Below are 17,712 nucleotides of genomic sequence, written 5' to 3' on the forward strand. Positions count from 1 at the left end.
CGCTGAGCCGCGCCGCGGCGGGCGACGGCCCGTCCGGCGGATCCTGCCGGTCGCGGTGGTCCGCTGCTCCTATCGTCGGGGCGTGACGATCCGTCCGCAGGGTCGCCGGAGAGGAGTGGATCGACGATGTGGCCGCGGGTGAACGGCATGCGTTCGATGGAGCTGGGTACGCCGGACGGGATGCGGGTCGAGCTGAACGCGCTGGTGCTGGAGGGGAGGAAGACGACCACCACCGGGCTGCTGGCGGACTACGCCGCGCAGGCCGAGGACCTGGAGCACCCTGGTGAGCGGCTGGCGCTGCTGGACGTCCGGGGGCGGCTCGTCGCCGTCATCGAGATCACCGGCATCGAGGTGACGTCCTTCGCGGCGGTGGCCTGGGAGCACGCCCGGGCCGAGGGCGAGGGCTTCACCTCGCTGGACGACTGGCGCGCCGGTCACCGCCGCTACTGGGGCCGCCTGGGCAGCGTGGTCGAGGACGACACCGAGGTGGTCTGTCTGGCCTTCCGGCTGGTCGACGGCGACAAATGTTGATTCTTCAACTATGATCAAGGGGCACCGACCAGGCGGTCAGCCGCACCCGAGGAGGAACCATGGAGCAGTCCGTCAACGACAACGCCGCGCAGTCCCGGTTCGAGATCACCGACGACGGCGAGCTCGCCGGCTTCGCCGAGTACCACCGCTCCGGCGACGAGATCGCCTTCATCCACACCGAGATCGACCCCCGCTTCGAGGGCCGCGGACTCGGCAGCCGACTCGCCCGCGCCGCCCTCGACGCCGCCCGCGACCAGCAGCTCGCCGTCCTGCCCTACTGCCCCTTCATCCGCGGGTGGATCACCAAGCACCCCGAGTACGCCGACCTCGTCCCCGCCACCCACCGCGCCCGCTTCGGCCTCTGACCGCCGCCCGGCCCCTGCGCCCGGGGCTCAGGCGGGCGGCAGGGACCTGGCCAGGTCCTCGGCCTCGCGCAACTGCTCGACGCCCAGCCGCCGGAGGTCCCGGAGCAGCAGGGCGGTGTCCCGGACGGCCTCGCCCGGCGCCGGCGCGTCCTCGGGCAGCGGGAGGCCGAGGAGCGCGGCGAGGTCCGCCGCGGGCAGGGCCAGGACGACCGCGAGGTCGGCGACGAGGTCCGGGGTCAACTCGGTCTGGTCGGCGGCGATCCGGCCGTAGACGGTGGCCATCCGGGACCGCCCGGTCAGCAGCTGGACGGCCTTCGCCGTGCCGTTCCAGCCGAGGTTGCGGGTGGCGACCATCCGCATCAGTACGTTCCCCGGCGTGTGCCGGTACGGCACGGAGGCGGGCAGGCCCTCGATCCGTCCGCGCTGCCGGGCGGACGGCAACCCCGCCACGTGGGAACGGAGTTCGGCCCGCGCCTCGGGCGGCAGCGCGAGGGCGAAGCGCATCACGCCGGTGATCGACGTGGTGGCCATGCCGCCGGCCGGGGCGAGGTCCTCCGGCAGCGGGAGGGCGGCGAGCTCGAAGAGGTCGGCGGCGTCCAGGCCGAGCGCGGGCGCGAGCCGGCGCAGCAGCACCGGATCGGGCCCGGCGCCGGCGAGGAGCGCGGCCACCTCGGGCTCGGCGGCCCCGGCCTGCCCGGCCAGGTCGGCGGGCGCCAGACCGCGGTGGTCCAGCAGGCGGGCCAGCAGGGTGGCGAAGCCGGGGAACTCGATCACGGCCGCCAGCATAGGCGCCCCGCCGGCGCCGCCCGGACACGACCGGGGGCGGACCGGGGCGGGTGCCGGCCCCACGGGGCACCACGGCCGCGCCCTCCCGTCCGCGGCACCCCGGCGGTCGGCACCCGGCACCCGGGACCCGGCGATCGGCACCCCGGCGGTCGGCACCCGGTAGCACGTTCGGGTGGGCCCGGCGCGCCGGGACGGCGACGGGTCGGGAGGATGGGGGGATGGCGCGCAGGAGGTCGGCATGAGCAGCAGGCAGGCACGGGCCACGCTCCTCGCCCGGATCGCGGTGCTCGCGGCGGTCGCGGCCCTGGTCGTGCTCGTCGCGACACCGGCCGGGGGTCTGGTCGTGCTGGCGACCGGCGTGGTGGGGCTGGCCCTGGCGGCGGTGGGCGTGTGGTGGGCGGTCGCGCACCGGCGGGCGCTGCGGATGCTCGGTCTGGTGCTGGCCGTCGCCGCGCCGCTCTGCGTGTTCGCCCTCTACACGGCGCACGGCCTGTGGCTCGACGCCTTCGGCGGGCTGGTGCTGTGGGGCGCCGCGCTGCTCTGCGCGCGGGGCGTGATGCGCGAGGTGCGGCCCGCGCACGGCATGCGGACCCGGGAGAGCCCGCCGCCGGCGCACCCGGTGCTGATCATGAACCCGAAGTCCGGCGGCGGCAAGGTCGGCCGCTTCGACCTGGTGCGGAAGGCGGAGGCGCTCGGTGCACGGGTGGTGCTCCTGGACACCGCGCAGCACCAGGACGTCGCCGCGCTGGCCCGCCGGGCGGTCGCCGACGGGGCGGACCTGCTGGGCGTCGCGGGCGGCGACGGCACCCAGGCGCTGGTGGCCGACGTCGCGGCGGAGCGCGGAGTGCCGTTCATGGTGGTCTCCGCCGGCACCCGCAACCACTTCGCGATGGACCTGCTCCTCGACCGCGACGACCCGTCGACCTGCCTCGACGCGCTGACGGACGGGGTCGAGCTGACGGTGGACCTCGGCCGGGTGGCGGACCGGCCCTTCGTCAACACCGTCTCGTTCGGGGTCTACGCACAGATCGTGCAGAGCCCGGAGTACCGCGACGCCAAGGCGAGCACCGCACTGGGCGCGCTGCCCGACCTGCTGCTCGGCAGCACCGGGCCGCGGCTGGCGGCCGTCGCCGGCGGCACCCGGCTGGACAACCCGCAGGCACTGCTGGTGAGCAACAACCCGTACGCGGGCGCGGACCCCCTCGGCGCGGGCCGCCGGCCCCGGCTCGACGGCGGGGCGCTGGGCGTCCTCGGCCTGCGGGTGGACGGCGCCGCCCAGGCCGCGGACCTCGCGCTGCGCGGGGCCCGGTCCCCGGCGGTGAGCCTGCTGACGGCCGGGCGGGTCACCGTCACCGCCGACGCCGCGACCGTCCCGGTGGGCGTCGACGGGGAGGCGGTGGTGCTGCCGACCCCGGTGGTCTGCGAGATCCGCCCCGGCGCCCTGCGCGTACGGGTGCCGCGGCACCGCCCCGGGGCCCCGCCGCCCGCCGCCCCCGCGGACTGGCGGCTGATCCTCCGCCTCGCGCTCGGACGCCGGACGGGGATCCAGGCCGGGGTGTAGGGCGTGTCTTTCGGATCACGCCAGGCGATCGCCGCCGGGGCACGCACCTCGCCGGCTTCTCGTCAGTCGCCGATGCTCCGCATGGACTCCCTCCTCGGCGCCGCCGATGCACGCACCCCAACGACGCCCGCTGATCCGACGTGATCCGAAAGACACGCCCTAGACCCCGCGGGCAGGGCGCGCCGCCTCACGGCGTCACGGCGCGGTACGGCACGAAGCTGCTGGTGTGCTCGTCGACCGCCAGCGGCCGCCCGATGGCGGGCGCGGCGCGCTGCGGGCAGGCCGGGCGTTCGCAGACCTTGCAGCCCAGGCCGATCGGGGTCGCGGCGCTCTCGTCGGTGAGGTCGAGGCCGGTCGAGTAGACCAGCCGGGAGGCGTGCCGGATCTCGCAGCCGAGGCCGATGGCGAAGGTCTTGCCGGGCCGGCCCCAGCCCGCGGGCGAGCGGGTGACGGCCCGGGCCGTCCACAGGTAGCGCCGGCCGTCGGGCATCGCGGCGACCTGGACGTGTACCCGGCCGGGCGCCGCGAAGGCCTCGTAGACGTTCCACAGCGGGCAGGTGCCGCCGGTGCGGGAGAAGTGGAAGGGCGTCGCGGACTGCCGCTTCGAGACGTTCCCGGCCCGGTCGACCCGGACGAAGGAGAACGGCACCCCGCGCAGCCGCGGCCGCTGGAGGGTGCTGAGCCGGTGGCAGACGGTCTCGTAGCCGACCCCGAAGTGGTCGGCGAGGTGCTCGATGTCGTACCGGGCCGACTCCGCCTCGGCGTGGAAGGCGGCGTACGGCAGGACCAGCGCGGCGGCGAAGTAGTTGGCCAGGCCGATCCGGGTGAGCGACCAGGCGGTGGAGGCCTCCGGGCTGTCCTGGGCGGCCAGTTCGGACAGCAGCGGGTCGTGTTCCAGGTAGGCGAGCTGGGTGGCCATCCGGAAGGCCTGCTGGCCGGGGCGCAGCCGGTCCGACAGCCGCAGGATCCGGGCGTCCGGGTCGTACTGGTGGAGCTGCTCGCCGCCGGTGGCGATCCGTACGCCGTGCCCGCCGGCCAGTCGCTCTGCCAGCACCTCCCGCACGCCGCCGCGCCGCAGCCGGATCCCGGCCGCCAACTCCTCCGCGGCGACGTCGAGTTCGTGGACGTAGTTCTGGCGGCGGTAGAAGAACTCGCGGACCTGCTCGTGCGGCGTCAGCCCGTCGGGCGCCGGGCCGCGCTCCCCCGCGAGGACGGCGAGCTGCTCGGCGACGGCCCGGCGGCCGCGCCCCAGGTCCGTCAACAGCCGTGCCACGGAGGGCAGTCGGGCGGCCAGTTCGTCGAGGTCCCCGGCGGTGACCCGCCCGGCCGTGAGCTCCTCCCCCAGGGCGTCGCGGAGTTCCGCGGTGAGCCGGGCGCTGTCCGGTGGGGCGAAGTAGCCGACCTCGACGCCGAACGCCTCGGTGAGCCGCAGCAGGACGGGGACGGTGAGCGGGCGGGCGTCGTGCTCCAGCTGGTTGAGGTAGCTGGGCGACAGGTCGATCAGCCGGGCCGTCGCGGCCTGGCTGAGTCCGCGCTCCTCCCGCAGCCGGCGGAGCCGGGCGCCGGCGAAGGCCTTTCCCATGGTGCCGCTCTCCCTCCACGAACCCGCCCGCCGACCGCGTGGGGCGCGGACCGGGTGGGGGCAGCCTAGCCCGGGAGCCTCCGCCCGGGCCTTCGCAGACTTCGCGGATTCGCCGTGGAAGGTTCGCAGAACGTGGCACCCGTCCAGCGGTGACGGCCGCGGCGCGAGCTGCCAGAGTCGGTGGTGCGGCCGGGAGGCGCACAGGACAGCGGTGAACGGCCAGGTCAGCCTGGTTCCCGCCGCTGTCCGGGCGACCACGTCCCGCGGTGTCACACCGCCGCCCGGCACCACCCGGCCGCCCACCCACCCCGTGCGGTGAGGTGCCTCACACCCTTCGCAACGAGCACTCTCGGGAGCAGACCATGACGACGTCCGTCCGGCAGCAGCAGGAGCAGCAGGCGGCGGCGCTGACCGCCCGGTGGGCGTCCGACCCGCGGTGGGCCGGCATCGAGCGCACCTACACGGCGGCCGACGTGGTGCGCCTGTCGGGCACCGTCCGCGAGGAGCACACGCTGGCCCGGCGCGGCGCCGAGCGCCTGTGGAAGCAGCTGCACGAGCAGGACTACGTCCACGCGCTCGGCGCGCTGACCGGCGGTCAGGCCGTGCAGATGGTGAAGGCCGGGCTGCAGGCGATCTACCTGTCCGGATGGCAGGTCGCGGCCGACGCCAACCAGGCCGGGCAGACCTACCCCGACCAGAGCCTCTACCCGGCCGACTCGGTGCCGCAGGTGGTGCGCAGGATCAACAACGCGCTGCTGCGCGCCGACGGGATCGACGCCGCCGAGGGCAACGACGGCCCGGACTGGCTGGTGCCGATCGTCGCCGACGCGGAGGCCGGGTTCGGCGGCCCGCTGAACGCCTTCGAGCTCACCAAGGGCATGATCGAGTCCGGCGCCGCCGGCATCCACTACGAGGACCAGCTCGCCTCCGAGAAGAAGTGCGGCCACCTCGGCGGCAAGGTGCTCGTGCCCACCGCCCAGCACGTCCGCACCCTCAACTCGGCCCGGCTGGCCGCGGACATCGCCGACGTGCCCACCGTCATCGTGGCCCGCACCGACGCCCTCGCCGCCAACCTGCTCACCAGCGACGTGGACGAGCGCGACGCCCGCTTCTGCACCGGCGAGCGGACCGCCGAGGGCTTCTACCGGGTCGAGCCCGGCATGGCGCCGGTGATCTCCCGCGGCCTCGCCTTCGCCCCGTACGCGGACCTCATCTGGGTGGAGACCGGCACCCCGGACCTCGCCCAGGCCCGCGAGTTCGCCGAGGCGCTCAAGGCCGAGTACCCGGACAAGATGCTGGCCTACAACTGCTCGCCGTCCTTCAACTGGAAGGCGGCCCTGGACGACGACCAGATCGCCAAGTTCCAGCGGGAGCTGGGCGCGATGGGCTACCGCTTCCAGTTCATCACGCTGGCCGGCTTCCACGCGCTCAACCACTCGATGTTCCAGCTCGCCCGCGGCTACGCCGAACACGGCATGACGGCCTACGTCGACCTGCAGGAGGCCGAGTTCGCGGCCGTGCCGGACGGCTACACCGCGGTCAAGCACCAGCGCGAGGTCGGCACCGGGTACTTCGACCTGGTGTCCACCGCGCTCAACCCGAACGCCGAGACCCTCGCGCTGACCGGCTCCACCGAGGCCGAGCAGTTCCACTGAGCCACCCCGGTGGTCCCGTTGGGGACGGGCCGCCTTCCACCCCCCGCCCGGGGCCTCGTTGAGGGACGAGGCCCCGGGCCCACCTTCCTGGAGAACCGGATGAGCCTGCCCAGCCGCATCGAGATCCTCGGCGCCCACGAGGACCGCTTCGAGGAGGTCCTCACCCCCGAGGCGCTCGCCTTCCTCGCCCGCCTGCACGACCGGTTCGCCGGCCGCCGCGCCGAACTGCTCGCCGAGCGCGGGCGCCGCGCCGCCGCGCTGGCCGCCGGCGGCACCCTGGACTTCCTCCCCGAGACCCGCGCCGTCCGCGAGGACCTCGGCTGGCGGGTGGCCGGCGCCGGGCCCGGCCTCGAAGACCGCCGGGTGGAGATCACCGGCCCGCCCGAGCGCCGGATGACCGTCAACGCGCTCAACTCCGGCGCGAAGGTGTGGCTGGCCGACTTCGAGGACGCCACCTCGCCCACCTGGCACAACCTGGTCTCCGGGCAGCTCAACCTGATCGACGCGATCGAGCGCCGGATCGACGAGACCACCCCCGACGGCCGGCGGTACCGGATCGGCGCCGCGCCCGCCACCATCGTGGTCCGCCCGCGCGGCTGGCACCTGGACGAGCAGCACCTGCTGATCGACGGCCGCCCCGCGGTCGGCGCCCTGGTCGACTTCGGCCTCTACCTCTTCCACTGCGGAAAGCGGCAGATCGAGCGCGGCAGCGGCCCCTACTTCTACCTGCCGAAGCTGGAGAACCACGTCGAAGCCCGGCTCTGGAACGACGTCTTCACCCTCGCCCAGGCCGAGTTGGGCATCCCGCACGGGACGGTCCGGGCCACCGTCCTGATCGAGACCATCACCGCCGCCTTCGAGATGGACGAGATCCTCCACGAACTGCGCGAGCACGCCGCCGGGTTGAACGCCGGCCGGTGGGACTACCTGTTCAGCCTGATCAAGAACTTCGCCCAGCACGGCCCGCGCTACGTCCTGCCCGACCGCGCCACCCTCACCATGACCCAGCCGTTCATGCGCGCCTACACCGACCTGCTGGTGCGCACCTGCCACCGGCGCGGCGCCCACGCCATCGGCGGCATGGCCGCCGCGATCCCCCAGCGCGACCCCGCCGCCAACGAGACGGCGCTGACCAAGGTCCGCGCCGACAAGGAGCGCGAGGCCGGGGACGGCTTCGACGGCTCCTGGGTCGCCCACCCCGGCCTGGTCGACACCTGCCGGAGCGCCTTCGACGCCGTCCTCGGCGACCGCCCGAACCAGCTCGACCGCACCCGCGAGGACGTCGAGGTCAGCGCCGCCGACCTGCTCGGCGTCCAGCGGCTCACGGCCGGCCTGCCCACCGAACAGGGCCTGCGCTCCAACGTCGCCGTCGCCCTGCGCTACCTGGTCGCCTGGCTGAACGGCTCCGGCGCCGTCGCCGTGTTCGGGCTGATGGAGGACGTCGCCACCGCCGAGATCGCCCGCTGCCAGCTCTGGCAGTGGCAGCACCACTGCACCCGCCTCACCGGCGGCTCCCTCGCCACCCCCGACCTGGTGCGGCGGCTCATCGACCGGGAGCGCAGCACGCTGCTCGCCGAGGGCGCCGACCCGGCGCCGGTGGACGACGCCGTGCGGATCCTGGAGGAGACCGCCCTCGGCGCCGAGCTGCCGCCCTTCCTCACCACCGACGCCTACGCCCGCCACCTCGTCCGAATCCGCACGGCGGCCTGAACCGCCCCAGCACGGAGGCACTGACATGAACGAGATCCGACGGGTCGCCGTGGTCGGCGCCGGGCAGATGGGCTCCGGCATCGCCGAGGTCCTCGCCCGCGCCGGGCTCGACACCATCGTCTGTGAGAACGGCCCGGCCGCACTGCGCGCCGCCCGCACCCGCATCGACCGCTCCCTGCACCGCGCCGTCGACCGCGGCCGGATCAGCGAGCAGCAGCGCACCGACGCCTGGGCGCACCTGCTGTTCGCCGACGACCTGGAGACCCTGGCCGACCGTCAGCTGGTCATCGAGGCGGTCGTCGAGCACGAGGACGTCAAGGCCGAGGTGCTCCACACCCTGGACAAGGTCCTCGTCGACGAGGGCGCCGTCCTGGCCACCAACACCTCCGCCATCCCGGTCACCCGGCTGGGCATCACCACCGGGCGGGCCTCCCACGTCCTGGGCCTGCACTTCTTCAACCCGGCGCCGGTGATGCCGCTCGTCGAGCTGGTCACCTCCCTGCACACCGACCCCGCCGTGGTCGGCCGGGTGGAGGCCTTCGCCACGGACGTCCTCGGCAAGCGCATCGTCCACTCCCGGGACCGCGCCGGCTTCGTCGTCAACGCCCTGCTGGTGCCCTACCTGCTCTCCGCGATCCGCATGGCCGAGGCCGGGCACGCCAGCCCCGAGGACATCGACGCCGGCATGGTGCACGGCTGCGCCCACCCCATGGGCCCCCTCGCCCTCGCCGACCTGATCGGCCTGGACACCGTCGAGGCGATCGCCCGCTCCATGTACGAGGAGTACAAGGAGCCGCTGTACGCGCCGCCGCCGCTGCTCTCCCGCATGGTCGAGGCCGGTCTGCTCGGCCGCAAGACCGGCCGCGGGTTCCACACCCATCGGGCCGCCTGACCGGCCCGCACGCCCACCGCCCCGGGAAACGCGCCGCCCGCGCGTCCCCGGGGCGTCCGGCCGTTCCGGAGCACCGGCTCGGCCGTCTCAGGAGGGCGGCACCCCGGCGGGCGCCCCGGCCGGAGTCCCGGGGGCGGCCGGGGCCTCGAAGCGCACGGTGGGTTCGAAGTTGGCGCGGCGGGCGGCGCGGCGGAAGACGGTCAGGACGGCCGGGCCGACGACGAGGACGGCGGTGAAGGTGGTCACGGCGCGGCCGGTGTCCCAGCCGAGCGAGGTGGCCAGGTCGAACAGCAGGTAGCGGTGCCACTGCTCGGTGAAGGGCAGGCCCGGCAGGTAGGCGATGGAGCTGTTCGGGTCGGTGGAGAACGGCCAGAAGGAGAGGTTGAGCAGGAACCCGAACAGGTAGCCGGAGAAGGCCCCGTACGCGGCCAGCACCGGGACCTCCCAGCGCCGCCGGGCCCTCGGCAGCAGTCCGGCGAGCATGCCGACGAAGGCGCAGCCGAACATCTGGTACGGCATCCAGGGGCCGACCCCGCCGGTGAGCAGGGCGGAGGCGAACAGCGAGGTGCAGCCGAGGGTGAAGCCGAAGCCGGGGCCGAAGACCCGGCCGGCCAGGACGAGCACGAAGAACACCGTCTCCACGCCGGCCGTCCCGGCGCCGAGCGGGCGCAGCCCGGCGTTGACGGCGGACAGCACGCCGAGCATGGCGAGCGCCTTGGCGTCGATGCCGCCGGCCGAGATCTCGGCGATGACGACGGCGAGCACCAGCACGAGCAGGGCGCCGAAGATGAGCGGCGGCGCGTAGGTGGAGCCGAACGTTCCGGGGGCGACGACGAACGGCCAGGTGAAGGCGACCAGGCCGATGAAGGCGGCCAGGGCGATGACGATCCGGGCCCGGCCGGGGATCCGCAGGGCGGTCATCGGGCGGACTCCGCGGGTGCGAGCGCCTCGGCGACCTGACGTGTCGTCAGATAGACCAGGGGCGCCAGGATCTTGGCGGTCTGGGGGGCGAAGGTGGGAGAGGCGACGATGACCTCGGCGGTCGGTCCGTCGGCGACGACCTCGCCCTCCGCCATCACCACGACGCGGTCGGCGGCGCGGGCGACGAACTCGACGTCGTGGGTGGAGACGACGACGGTCCGCCCCTCGGCGGCGAGGGCGTCCACGATGCCGGTGAGCGCCTCCTTCGCCTGGTAGTCCAGCCCCCGGGTGGGTTCGTCCAGCAGCACCACCCGCGGTGCGGCGGCCAGTTGGATCGCCAGGACGAGCGCCAGCTTCTGCCCCTCCGACAGGTCCCTGGGGTGGGTCTCGTCCGGGATCCCCGGGGCCAGGCGGTCGAGGATCCGCCGCGCGGTCGGCCCGCCCGCGCCATCGGCCTCGAGGTCGCTCTGGGCGAGCTCCTGGGCGACCGTCTCCAGGTAGAGCAGGTCGGTGGGGGTCTGCGGGACGAGTCCGACCAACTGCCGGGCCCGGGCCGCGGACAGGCGCTTGGGGTCCTCGGCCTTCCCGCCCCCGGCTCCGGCGACCCGGACGCTGCCGCCCTGGCGGGGGCCGGAGCCCTGCAGGGCCCACAGGAGGGAGGACTTGCCGGAGCCGTTGCGGCCCATCAGCGCCGTCACCTCGCCCGCGCGCAGCGTCAGGTCGACCTCCCGCACGGCGGCCACCGGACCGTACCGGACGACGACCCCGCGGGCTTCCAGAACCGGCTCCCCCGCCACCGCTGCCCGGCGCGGCGGGGGAACCGGTCGATCGGTGAGCCGCTCGCGCAGCGGCGCGGCGGCTCGGCGGGCGTCCCGCACCGACAGCGGCAGCGGCCGCCAGCCGGCCAGTCGGCCGAGGTCGACGACGGGCGGCGCGATCGCCGTCGCCCGGAACACCTCGGCGGGCGGGCCGTGCACGACGGTGCCGTCGCCGGGCAGGTAGGCGACCCGGTCGGCGTACTGGACGACCCGTTCCAGGCGGTGCTCGGCGAGCAGGACGGTGACGCCGAGGTCGTGCACCAGCCGGGTGATCGCGGCGAGCACCTCCTCGGCGGCGGTCGGGTCCAGCGCGGAGGTCGGTTCGTCCAGCACCAGGACGCGCGGGTGCGCGGTGAGCACGGAGCCGATGGCGACGCGCTGCTGCTGCCCGCCGGACAGCTCGTACAGGGCGCGGTGGCGCAGGTCGGCCAGACCGAGCAGGTCGAGGGTCTCCTCGACGCGTTTGCGCATGACCTCCGGCGGAATCGCCAACTGCTCCATGACGTAGGCGAGTTCCTCCTCCACCGTGTCGGTGGTGAAGCCGGCCAGCGGATCCTGCCCGACCACACCGACCACGTCGGCGAGTTCGCGCGGCGGGTGGTGCGCGGTGTCCCGGCCGTCCACCGTGACCCGGCCGCGCAGGGTGCCGCCGGTGAAGTGCGGCACGAGACCGTTGACGGCGCCGAGCAGGGTGGACTTGCCGGCGCCGGTGCGCCCGACCACCAGGCAGAGCTCGCCCTCCGGGACGTGCAGGTCGACGTCGCGCAGGACGGGCTCGCTCCCGCCGTCGTACACCACGCCGACCTGGTCGAATCGGATCACGTGCTCACCTCGGGGGTCGTGCGGTCGGTACCGGTGCCGCGGGTGGTGCCGGCCCCGCGCCGGTCGCCGGCCGGCTCGGGCGTCCGGCCGGGCGGCGGCGAGACGATCCCGGCGGCGCCCGCCAGCAGCAGGGCGAGCACCGGGACGAGCGGCAGCGTCGGCCAGGTCAGCGGGTAGAGGGAGGGGTTGAGGTCGGTGGCGTCGTAGCCCACCGTGGCGAACAGCAGGACGGCGGCCGTCACCCCGCAGCCGGCGACGCCCCATTCGGCGGCCCGCCACCGATCCGGCCGGTACGTGGTGCGCCGCACCCGCCGGCCGCCGAGCAGCAGGCCGGCCACGCAGAGAACGGCACCCGCGAGGAAGGCCGGCAGCCCGAGCGCGGCGGGAGCCGTGCCGTCCAGGAGCCCGTACACCCCGGCGCACAGGCCGCACATGCCGAGCAGCATCAGGGCGCCGGTGAGCCGGCGGGAGCGGCGCGAGGCCGTGCCGGAGCGCCCGTAGCCGCGCGAGTCCATGGCCGCGGCCAGACTGAGCGAGCGTTCCAGCGCGTCCTCCAGGACCGGCACGACGATGCTGCGCAACGCGCGGACGCCCTTGGTCCGTCCGGCGCGCAGGCGCCGCGCCCGGGCGACGCGTTGGACGCTCTGCACCAGCTGCGGCGCGACGCTCAGCGAGACCGTCACGGCGACGCCCAGCTCGTAGAGGGCGCCCGGCAGCACCCGCAGGGCCCGCTTGGGGTTGGCGAGGGTGTTCGCCGCGCCGATGCAGCAGATCAGGCAGGCCAGCCGCAGCCCGTCGAAGGCCGCCGAGAGCGTCGCCTCCAGCGAGACCGGGCCGCCGATCTCGATGCCCGCGTACCAGGCGGGCGTGGGGATGTGCGGCAGCGAGAAGAGCAGGTGGTCGTGCGGGGTGATGCCGGTGGCGAAGACGCACCGGAAGACCACCCGGATCGCCACCACCGTCAGGGCCACCCACAGGTAGTAGGTGAACCCGCGGGCCCACGGGGCCTCGGTGCGGCGGGCGGTCACCACGTAGCCGAGCACGGCGAGGACGAGCAGGAGCAGCAGCGGGTTGGTGGTGCGGCTGGCCGCCGTCGCCAGGGCCAGCGCCCACGCCCACCACGCCAGCGGGTGCAGGTTCCGCGGGGCGCGCCGGCCGCCCGGGCCCGGCCCGCGGACGGCGGGCGGGGCCGCGACGCGTTCGTCGAGCACGGTCACGCGATCACTCGGCCCGTCGGCGGCGGCGCCGTGCGGTGACCACCGTCGCCACGCCCAGGGCCACGACGAGGACGGATCCGACCACGGCGGGGAGCATCGAGCCGGAGTCGTGCGGGGCGTCGGCCACCGGGTCGGCGTTCACCACGCCGCCGGGCACGGCGGGGGTGGCCGTCGGTGCGGCCACCGCGGGCTCCACGGCCGGCGGGGCCGACCGGTCGGTCGGGGTGTCCGTCGGTGCCGGGGTGGACGGCTCGACCGGCACCGGCGTGGCGGGCACCGGCACCGGCTCGGGGGCGCCCGGCGGGGTGATGCCGTCCTGCGGGGTACCGGCCGTGCCACCCGTCGGGGGTGTGGCGGGCGCGGGCGGACGGGCCCCGCCCGCCGGGGGCCGGGCGGGGGCCGGGGCACGGCCGGTGCCGCCGGTCCCGCCGGTACCGCCGGTGGCCCCGGTGCTGCCGGTGGCCCCGGTGCTTCCCGAAGCCGCAGCGGCGCCGCCACCGCCGGTCGCACCGCCGGCACCCGTCGACCCGCCGCCGGAGCCGCCCGAAGCGCCCGAGGCACCCGAGCCGCCCGCGGCACCGGAACCACCGCTCGACCCGCCCGCGGCGCCGCCGGAAGCACCCGCGGAGCCCTGGCCCGGGTCGGCCGGCTGCCCACCCGGGTCGGCGCTGTGCGCCCGGACGGTGTCCGGCGAGAAGCTCGGACGCCCCTCGGTGCCCTCGATGTCGGTGCCACCGAAGATCCACAGGTCGACGCTGCCCGGCTTCGGGTGGTAGCTCATCGCGCCGAGCTGGCTGTAGGACCACTCGTTCTGGCCCGGATCGGCGTGCCAGTACGACCAGTAGGCGGTGGCCGGCGGCGTGAGGACACACTTCTCCTGGTCCGGGGTCGGGAACTGCTTGCCGCCCTGGTAGCCGCTGTAGCCGATCCGGCAGATGAACGCCGGGCCGTCGTGCCCGGTGCCGGCGGTCTTCCAGCCGCCCTGGTTGAGCAGGGCGTACCCGGTGGTGGGGGTGCTCCCGCAGGAGCGCAACAGCGGGCCGCCCCACCTGCTGAAGTCCACGGCGAGCACGACGCCGGAGGTGGTGGTGCACTGGTCCATCGGCAACGGCGCCGCGGCGGCCGGGGCGGTGTCCACGGCGACGCCGCCGAGGGCGAGGGCCGCGGTCAGCGCCGTCGCCGCGAACAGCCGGCCGAGGCGGGCGCCCGGTCCCCCGGTCATCGGTGACGTCCAGGGGCCGCGGTCCGGCGGCGGCGGGCGACGAGGACGGCGGCGGCGCCGAGCGCGGTCAGCGCACCGGCCCCTGCCGTCAGCGTCAGCGCCTGGCTACCGGTGCCGGCCAGGCTGCCGGAGCCGGTCGACACCGGCACGCCCCCGGACGGGGCGACACCGGCACCCGCCGGGGCGTCGACGCCTCCGGCCGGACGGACGGTCGGGCCGCCGCCGGCCGCGGGGGTGTCGGTGACCGGGGCCGGTGCGGTCGTGGTCGGCGAGCCTGTCGGGGTGCCGGCCGGGGTGGTCGGCGTGCCCGTCGGGGTTCCGGTGGGGGTTCCGGTGGGCGTGCCCGTCGGCGTACCGGTCGGGGTTCCGGTGGGCGTGCCCGTCGGCGTACCGGTCGGCGTCCCCGTCGGCGTCCCCGTGGGAGTTCCGGTCGGCGTCCCCGTCGGCGTCCCCGTGGGAGTTCCGGTCGGCGTCCCCGTCGGCGTCGGCGTCGGTGTGCCCCCGAGGGGGCGGCTCAGCGTGCCGAAGGAGATCCCGGTGGCGCCGCCGACCACCTGGGTCGAGGCACGGACGTCCGAACCCTGCTGCCCGGCGGAGGCGACGTTGAACCCGCCGTCGCCGTTCTGCTGACCGGCGAGGAAGTCGAGCGCCTTGGCGATCTGCGCACCGTAGTCGGCCTTGCGCAGCGTCATGCCCTGGACGGCCAGCGCGGCCGAGTTGGTCGAGTCACCGGCCGCACCGGGGAAGCCACCGTCGGGCAACTGCCGCGCGGCGAGCCACCCGAGGCCCTTGTCGACCGCCTGCGCTGCGGCGTCGTCGCCGGGGACGAGCGCGAGGGCCATGGCGGCGATCGCCGTGCTGTCGACGTCGGAGTCGCCGGTGGCCGGGATCAGGCTCGGCCAGGAGCCGTCCGGGTGCTGGAGGCCCTTCAGGTAGGCGACCGCGGGGGCGGCGTTGGCGGCGTCCCCGGCGCGGAGCTGGGCCATGACGGCGAGCGCCTGGGAGAAGACGGAGGTGGCGTAGCCGTAGTTCCCGGCGGCGTCGCAGCCGGTGTTGGTGTCGGCCTTGGTGCACACCATCGCGGCGAGGGCGGCGATCAGGTCGTGGCCGCCGAAGTTCCGCGGGTCACGGCCGACGACCTCGGCGAGCAGCGCCTCCTTGCCGATCGACCCGCCGCCGGCGTACTCGGTGCCGATCGCGGTCCAGTCGTCGACGGTGCGCTCGCTGGCGTCCTTGCCCCGCTGGTCCAGGAAGTCGACGATCCGGCGCAGCGCGGCGTCGTCGGTGCCGGTGGCGGCGAGCGCGTAGGCGCCGTCGATGGTGAGTCCGAAGTCGGCGAAGGCCGGGAAGCCCTCGTAGTAGTGACCGTCGATCAGGCGGGACGGGTCGGCGAGGTAGGCGGCGCCCCTGGCGACGTCCGGCGTCCGGCCCGCGGCGGGGACGGCCGCCCCGGCGAGCGAGACGGCGGGCCGGCCGACAAGCGCCGTGCCGCAGGCGGTGACCGCGAGTGCTGCGGCGGCCAGCAGGGACGTGGTGCCCCGGCTCCTGTGGCGCGTACGACTGCTGCTGACCCTCACCGGCGTCTCCCTGGTCGGTCGACGCGGGGCGCAACGGCGCAGCCGACGGCTGCCGGTGGAGCGCGTGGCCGTCGGAACTGCGTCGTAGTCCGCGACGACGCGAGTGCTCTCTGAACAGACCCCGGTTCAGGCATTCCGGCTCATCCGCCCTGGGCGGATCTACGGTTGCGGGTCAGCGCCGGAGTTGGACCGGCTTCCCCTGAGGACCGAGGTGAAAAACCGGTTCATCAGACCACGTCAGCGGAGTGGGAGTCAACGGCCCGTCAGATGGTCCGCTCACCCTGACGGGACGGGCCGCGCGGATCAGGACGGCCGGGTGCCTCCTGCCGCACCGCAGGGCGTGCCGGAGCTGCCGGCACCCCTCCCCGCGGGGCTCCGGGGTGCCGGCAGGTGCCTCCGGACGTCAGGGCGCCGTGATGCCCGGCTGGGCGCCGGCGCCGAAGGACCAGCCCTCGACGTCGCCGGGGGCCGGGTTGTAGCTGCCCGCGCCCAGGCTGCTGTACGACCAGGGCCCGCCGTGCTGGGCGTGCCAGTAGGACCAGTAGGCGCTGCCGGTCGGGTTGGTGCAGGTAGCCGGCAGCGCGTTGATCTTGCAGACGAAGCCGGGGAACCGCGGGTGGAAGGCGTACGTGAATCCGGCGCCGGTCAGCGCGGCGAGCCCGGTGGCCGGATCGCCGGGTGCGCAGCCGGTCTCGACGCCGCCGCCGACGGCGGTGAAGTCGACCACGACGGTGACGCCGGTGGTGCCGCTGCAGGCGGCCGCGTGGGCCGCGGGGGCCTGGACGGCGGAGGCGCCGAGCAGGCCGGCGGTGAGGGCCGCGGCCGCGGCGATCGAGCCGAGCGCGCGGCGGGCCGGTCTGGCCGGGGTGAGGGTGTCGGTCATCGGAACTCTCCTCGTGGGCTCAGGGGTTCGGTGGCTCAGGAGTTCGGTGGCTCAGCGGGCGGCGGGCGCCGGGCAGGCCAGGGTCGGGGCGGCCGGACGCGCGCCGGCGGCGGAGAGGGTGGCCAGCGGGGTGCCGGCGAGGCCGAGCGCGGCCTGCGCGGTGGCCCGGGCGCCGTTGGCCGGGTCGAATCCGGTCGCGTCGTAGGCGACGGCGCCGCGGACCGCCGGGTCGGCGGAGCAGCCCTGCTGGAACTTCACCAGCCGGCTCCAGCCCTTGAGGCCGGCGCCGAGGCGTCCGCCGGCCAGCAGCGCCTGGGTGGCCAGGCCCGTGGTGTTGGCGTTGGAGGCGGTCGCCCCGGCGGCCGCGAAGCCGCCGTCGGCGTTCTGGTGGGCGGTGAGCCAGCCGAGGCCGGCGTTCGCCTTGGCGGTGCGGCCGGTGGCGGCGAGGGCCTGGGCGGCCAGCGCGGTGGCGTCCGGGTCGCTGGTGCAGGTGGTCTGGCCGAAGGAGACCGGGTAACCGCCGTCCGCGCACTGGCTGTTCGCCAGGAAGTCGACGGCCGCGGCGGGGGCGCCGCCGGGGGTGCGGTGCAGGGCGATCAGGGCGAGCGACTGGCCGAAGGCGTTGCTGTAGTCGCCCCACTGGGAGCGGTCGGAGAAGCGGCCCTCGGCGGTCTGCAGGGAGCGCAGCCGGGCCGGCAGGTCGACGCCTCCGAAGGCGGTCGGGTTCGCGCCGCGGACCTCGGCGGCGAGCAGCAGCTTGGCGGTGGCACCGGCGTAGGCCTCGGTGGTGCCGTCGCCGAGGTAGCCGCCGAGGATCTCGGGCTTGGCCAGCCAGGCGGTGGCCCGGGCGGCGGCCTCGTCGGAGCCGTGGGAGGCGGCGAAGGCCAGCACGGCGTCGACGGTCAGGCCCTGGTCGGGGTAGGCGGTGCCGTTGAACACGGACTCGAAGTGGTCGCCGTCGACGAGCTGGCGGGCCAGCCAGCCGCCCGCGGCGGCGTCGGGGCGGATCGTCGGGGCCGCGGTCGCGGCGGGTGCGGCGGCGGGCGCGGCCTGGGCGGCGGTGGCCGCCGGGAGCGCGGTGGCGAGGGCGAGGGCGGGTATCGCGAGCAGACCGAGAGTGCGGCGGAGGGCGGGCATGGCTGCCTTTCCGGGCCTGGACGCAGGGGCCCG

15 protein-coding genes and 1 riboswitch are annotated in these 17,712 nt (G+C 75.6%); of the genes, 6 read left to right on the forward strand and 9 right to left on the reverse strand.

Annotation, left to right across the window (positions count from 1 at the left end):
• Positions 1-147: 147 nt before the first annotated feature.
• Positions 148-531, forward strand: coding sequence for an ASCH domain-containing protein (locus ACIA8Q_RS00295; RefSeq protein WP_396316482.1), 384 nt, complete (start codon positions 148-150; stop codon positions 529-531).
• A 59-nt stretch (positions 532-590) separates the two neighbouring features.
• Positions 591-896, forward strand: a complete 306-nt coding sequence (locus ACIA8Q_RS00300; RefSeq protein WP_360217245.1) for a GNAT family N-acetyltransferase — start codon at positions 591-593, stop codon at positions 894-896.
• 27 nt (positions 897-923) lie between these two features.
• Here ACIA8Q_RS00300 and ACIA8Q_RS00305 read toward each other — a convergent pair whose 3' ends face one another.
• Positions 924-1,670 (reverse strand): hypothetical protein, encoded by a 747-nt coding sequence (locus ACIA8Q_RS00305; protein ID WP_360217242.1) that lies wholly within the window; start codon positions 1,668-1,670, stop codon positions 924-926.
• Positions 1,671-1,920: 250 nt separating this feature from the next.
• On the opposite strand from ACIA8Q_RS00305, the gene ACIA8Q_RS00310 reads away from it, so the two are divergent.
• Positions 1,921-3,243 carry a diacylglycerol/lipid kinase family protein gene (locus tag ACIA8Q_RS00310; RefSeq protein ID WP_396316483.1) on the forward strand — a complete coding sequence of 441 codons (1,323 nt, stop codon included), beginning with the start codon at positions 1,921-1,923 and terminating at the stop codon, positions 3,241-3,243.
• Positions 3,244-3,430: 187 nt separating this feature from the next.
• Here the strand turns inward: ACIA8Q_RS00310 and ACIA8Q_RS00315 are convergent, their stop codons facing one another.
• Positions 3,431-4,825, reverse strand: a complete 1,395-nt coding sequence (locus ACIA8Q_RS00315) for a short-chain fatty acyl-CoA regulator family protein (RefSeq protein ID WP_396316484.1) — start codon at positions 4,823-4,825, stop codon at positions 3,431-3,433.
• 362 nt (positions 4,826-5,187) lie between these two features.
• Here ACIA8Q_RS00315 and aceA point away from each other — a divergent pair, with 362 nt between their 5' ends.
• From aceA to ACIA8Q_RS00330, 3 genes are all read left to right on the forward strand, one after another.
• Positions 5,188-6,480 (forward strand): isocitrate lyase, encoded by a 1,293-nt coding sequence (aceA, locus tag ACIA8Q_RS00320; protein ID WP_360217233.1) that lies wholly within the window; start codon positions 5,188-5,190, stop codon positions 6,478-6,480.
• Between the two features lie 99 nt (positions 6,481-6,579).
• Entirely contained in the window at positions 6,580-8,190 is a 1,611-nt protein-coding gene (gene aceB / locus ACIA8Q_RS00325; protein ID WP_396316485.1) for a malate synthase A, read from the forward strand.
• A gap of 25 nt (positions 8,191-8,215) precedes the next feature.
• Positions 8,216-9,082 carry a 3-hydroxybutyryl-CoA dehydrogenase gene (locus tag ACIA8Q_RS00330; protein WP_360217227.1) on the forward strand — a complete coding sequence of 289 codons (867 nt, stop codon included), beginning with the start codon at positions 8,216-8,218 and terminating at the stop codon, positions 9,080-9,082.
• Between the two features lie 87 nt (positions 9,083-9,169).
• On the opposite strand, the gene ACIA8Q_RS00335 is transcribed toward ACIA8Q_RS00330, so the two are convergent.
• The 7 genes from ACIA8Q_RS00335 to ACIA8Q_RS00365 form a co-directional block, all read right to left on the reverse strand.
• On the reverse strand, positions 9,170-10,003 hold the full coding sequence (locus ACIA8Q_RS00335; protein ID WP_360217224.1) for an ECF transporter S component: 834 nt from the start codon (positions 10,001-10,003) through the stop codon (positions 9,170-9,172).
• Positions 10,000-11,643 carry an ATP-binding cassette domain-containing protein gene (locus ACIA8Q_RS00340; RefSeq protein WP_360217221.1) on the reverse strand — a complete coding sequence of 548 codons (1,644 nt, stop codon included), beginning with the start codon at positions 11,641-11,643 and terminating at the stop codon, positions 10,000-10,002. Before ACIA8Q_RS00340 ends, ACIA8Q_RS00335 begins: the two co-directional genes overlap by 4 nt.
• On the reverse strand, positions 11,640-12,860 hold the full coding sequence (locus ACIA8Q_RS00345; RefSeq protein WP_360217218.1) for a CbiQ family ECF transporter T component: 1,221 nt from the start codon (positions 12,858-12,860) through the stop codon (positions 11,640-11,642). Before ACIA8Q_RS00345 ends, ACIA8Q_RS00340 begins: the two co-directional genes overlap by 4 nt.
• A 4-nt stretch (positions 12,861-12,864) precedes the next feature.
• On the reverse strand, positions 12,865-14,082 hold the full coding sequence (locus ACIA8Q_RS00350) for a hypothetical protein (protein ID WP_396316486.1): 1,218 nt from the start codon (positions 14,080-14,082) through the stop codon (positions 12,865-12,867).
• The gene (locus tag ACIA8Q_RS00355) at positions 14,079-15,659 is read right to left on the reverse strand and encodes a prenyltransferase/squalene oxidase repeat-containing protein (RefSeq protein ID WP_396316487.1); all 1,581 of its coding nucleotides are present in this window, start codon (positions 15,657-15,659) and stop codon (positions 14,079-14,081) included. Before ACIA8Q_RS00355 ends, ACIA8Q_RS00350 begins: the two co-directional genes overlap by 4 nt.
• A gap of 107 nt (positions 15,660-15,766) precedes the next feature.
• Positions 15,767-15,896, reverse strand: a riboswitch (cobalamin riboswitch).
• 166 nt (positions 15,897-16,062) lie between these two features.
• Positions 16,063-16,542 carry a flagellar hook-length control protein FliK gene (locus ACIA8Q_RS00360; protein ID WP_360217212.1) on the reverse strand — a complete coding sequence of 160 codons (480 nt, stop codon included), beginning with the start codon at positions 16,540-16,542 and terminating at the stop codon, positions 16,063-16,065.
• A 51-nt stretch (positions 16,543-16,593) separates the two neighbouring features.
• Complete coding sequence (locus ACIA8Q_RS00365) at positions 16,594-17,679, reverse strand: peptidase (protein WP_360217209.1); 1,086 nt, start codon at positions 17,677-17,679, stop codon at positions 16,594-16,596.
• Positions 17,680-17,712 lie beyond the last annotated feature (33 nt).

Source organism: Kitasatospora sp. NPDC051705 (genome assembly GCF_044453265.1).
GTDB lineage: Bacteria > Actinomycetota > Actinomycetes > Streptomycetales > Streptomycetaceae > Kitasatospora.

Bases quoted from the DNA above. Each gene is read 5' to 3' on its own strand.
- ACIA8Q_RS00350 (WP_396316486.1), bottom strand. From the start codon at position 14,082: ATGACCGGGGGACCGGGCGCCCGCCTCGGCCGGCTGTTCGCGGCGACG.
- ACIA8Q_RS00330 (WP_360217227.1), top strand. From the start codon at position 8,216: ATGAACGAGATCCGACGGGTCGCCGTGGTCGGCGCCGGGCAGATGGGC.
- ACIA8Q_RS00295 (WP_396316482.1), top strand. From the start codon at position 148: ATGCGTTCGATGGAGCTGGGTACGCCGGACGGGATGCGGGTCGAGCTG.
- aceB (WP_396316485.1), top strand. From the start codon at position 6,580: ATGAGCCTGCCCAGCCGCATCGAGATCCTCGGCGCCCACGAGGACCGC.
- aceA (WP_360217233.1), top strand. From the start codon at position 5,188: ATGACGACGTCCGTCCGGCAGCAGCAGGAGCAGCAGGCGGCGGCGCTG.
- ACIA8Q_RS00365 (WP_360217209.1), bottom strand. From the start codon at position 17,679: ATGCCCGCCCTCCGCCGCACTCTCGGTCTGCTCGCGATACCCGCCCTC.
- ACIA8Q_RS00335 (WP_360217224.1), bottom strand. From the start codon at position 10,003: ATGACCGCCCTGCGGATCCCCGGCCGGGCCCGGATCGTCATCGCCCTG.
- ACIA8Q_RS00360 (WP_360217212.1), bottom strand. From the start codon at position 16,542: ATGACCGACACCCTCACCCCGGCCAGACCGGCCCGCCGCGCGCTCGGC.
- ACIA8Q_RS00310 (WP_396316483.1), top strand. From the start codon at position 1,921: ATGAGCAGCAGGCAGGCACGGGCCACGCTCCTCGCCCGGATCGCGGTG.
- ACIA8Q_RS00315 (WP_396316484.1), bottom strand. From the start codon at position 4,825: ATGGGAAAGGCCTTCGCCGGCGCCCGGCTCCGCCGGCTGCGGGAGGAG.
- ACIA8Q_RS00300 (WP_360217245.1), top strand. From the start codon at position 591: ATGGAGCAGTCCGTCAACGACAACGCCGCGCAGTCCCGGTTCGAGATC.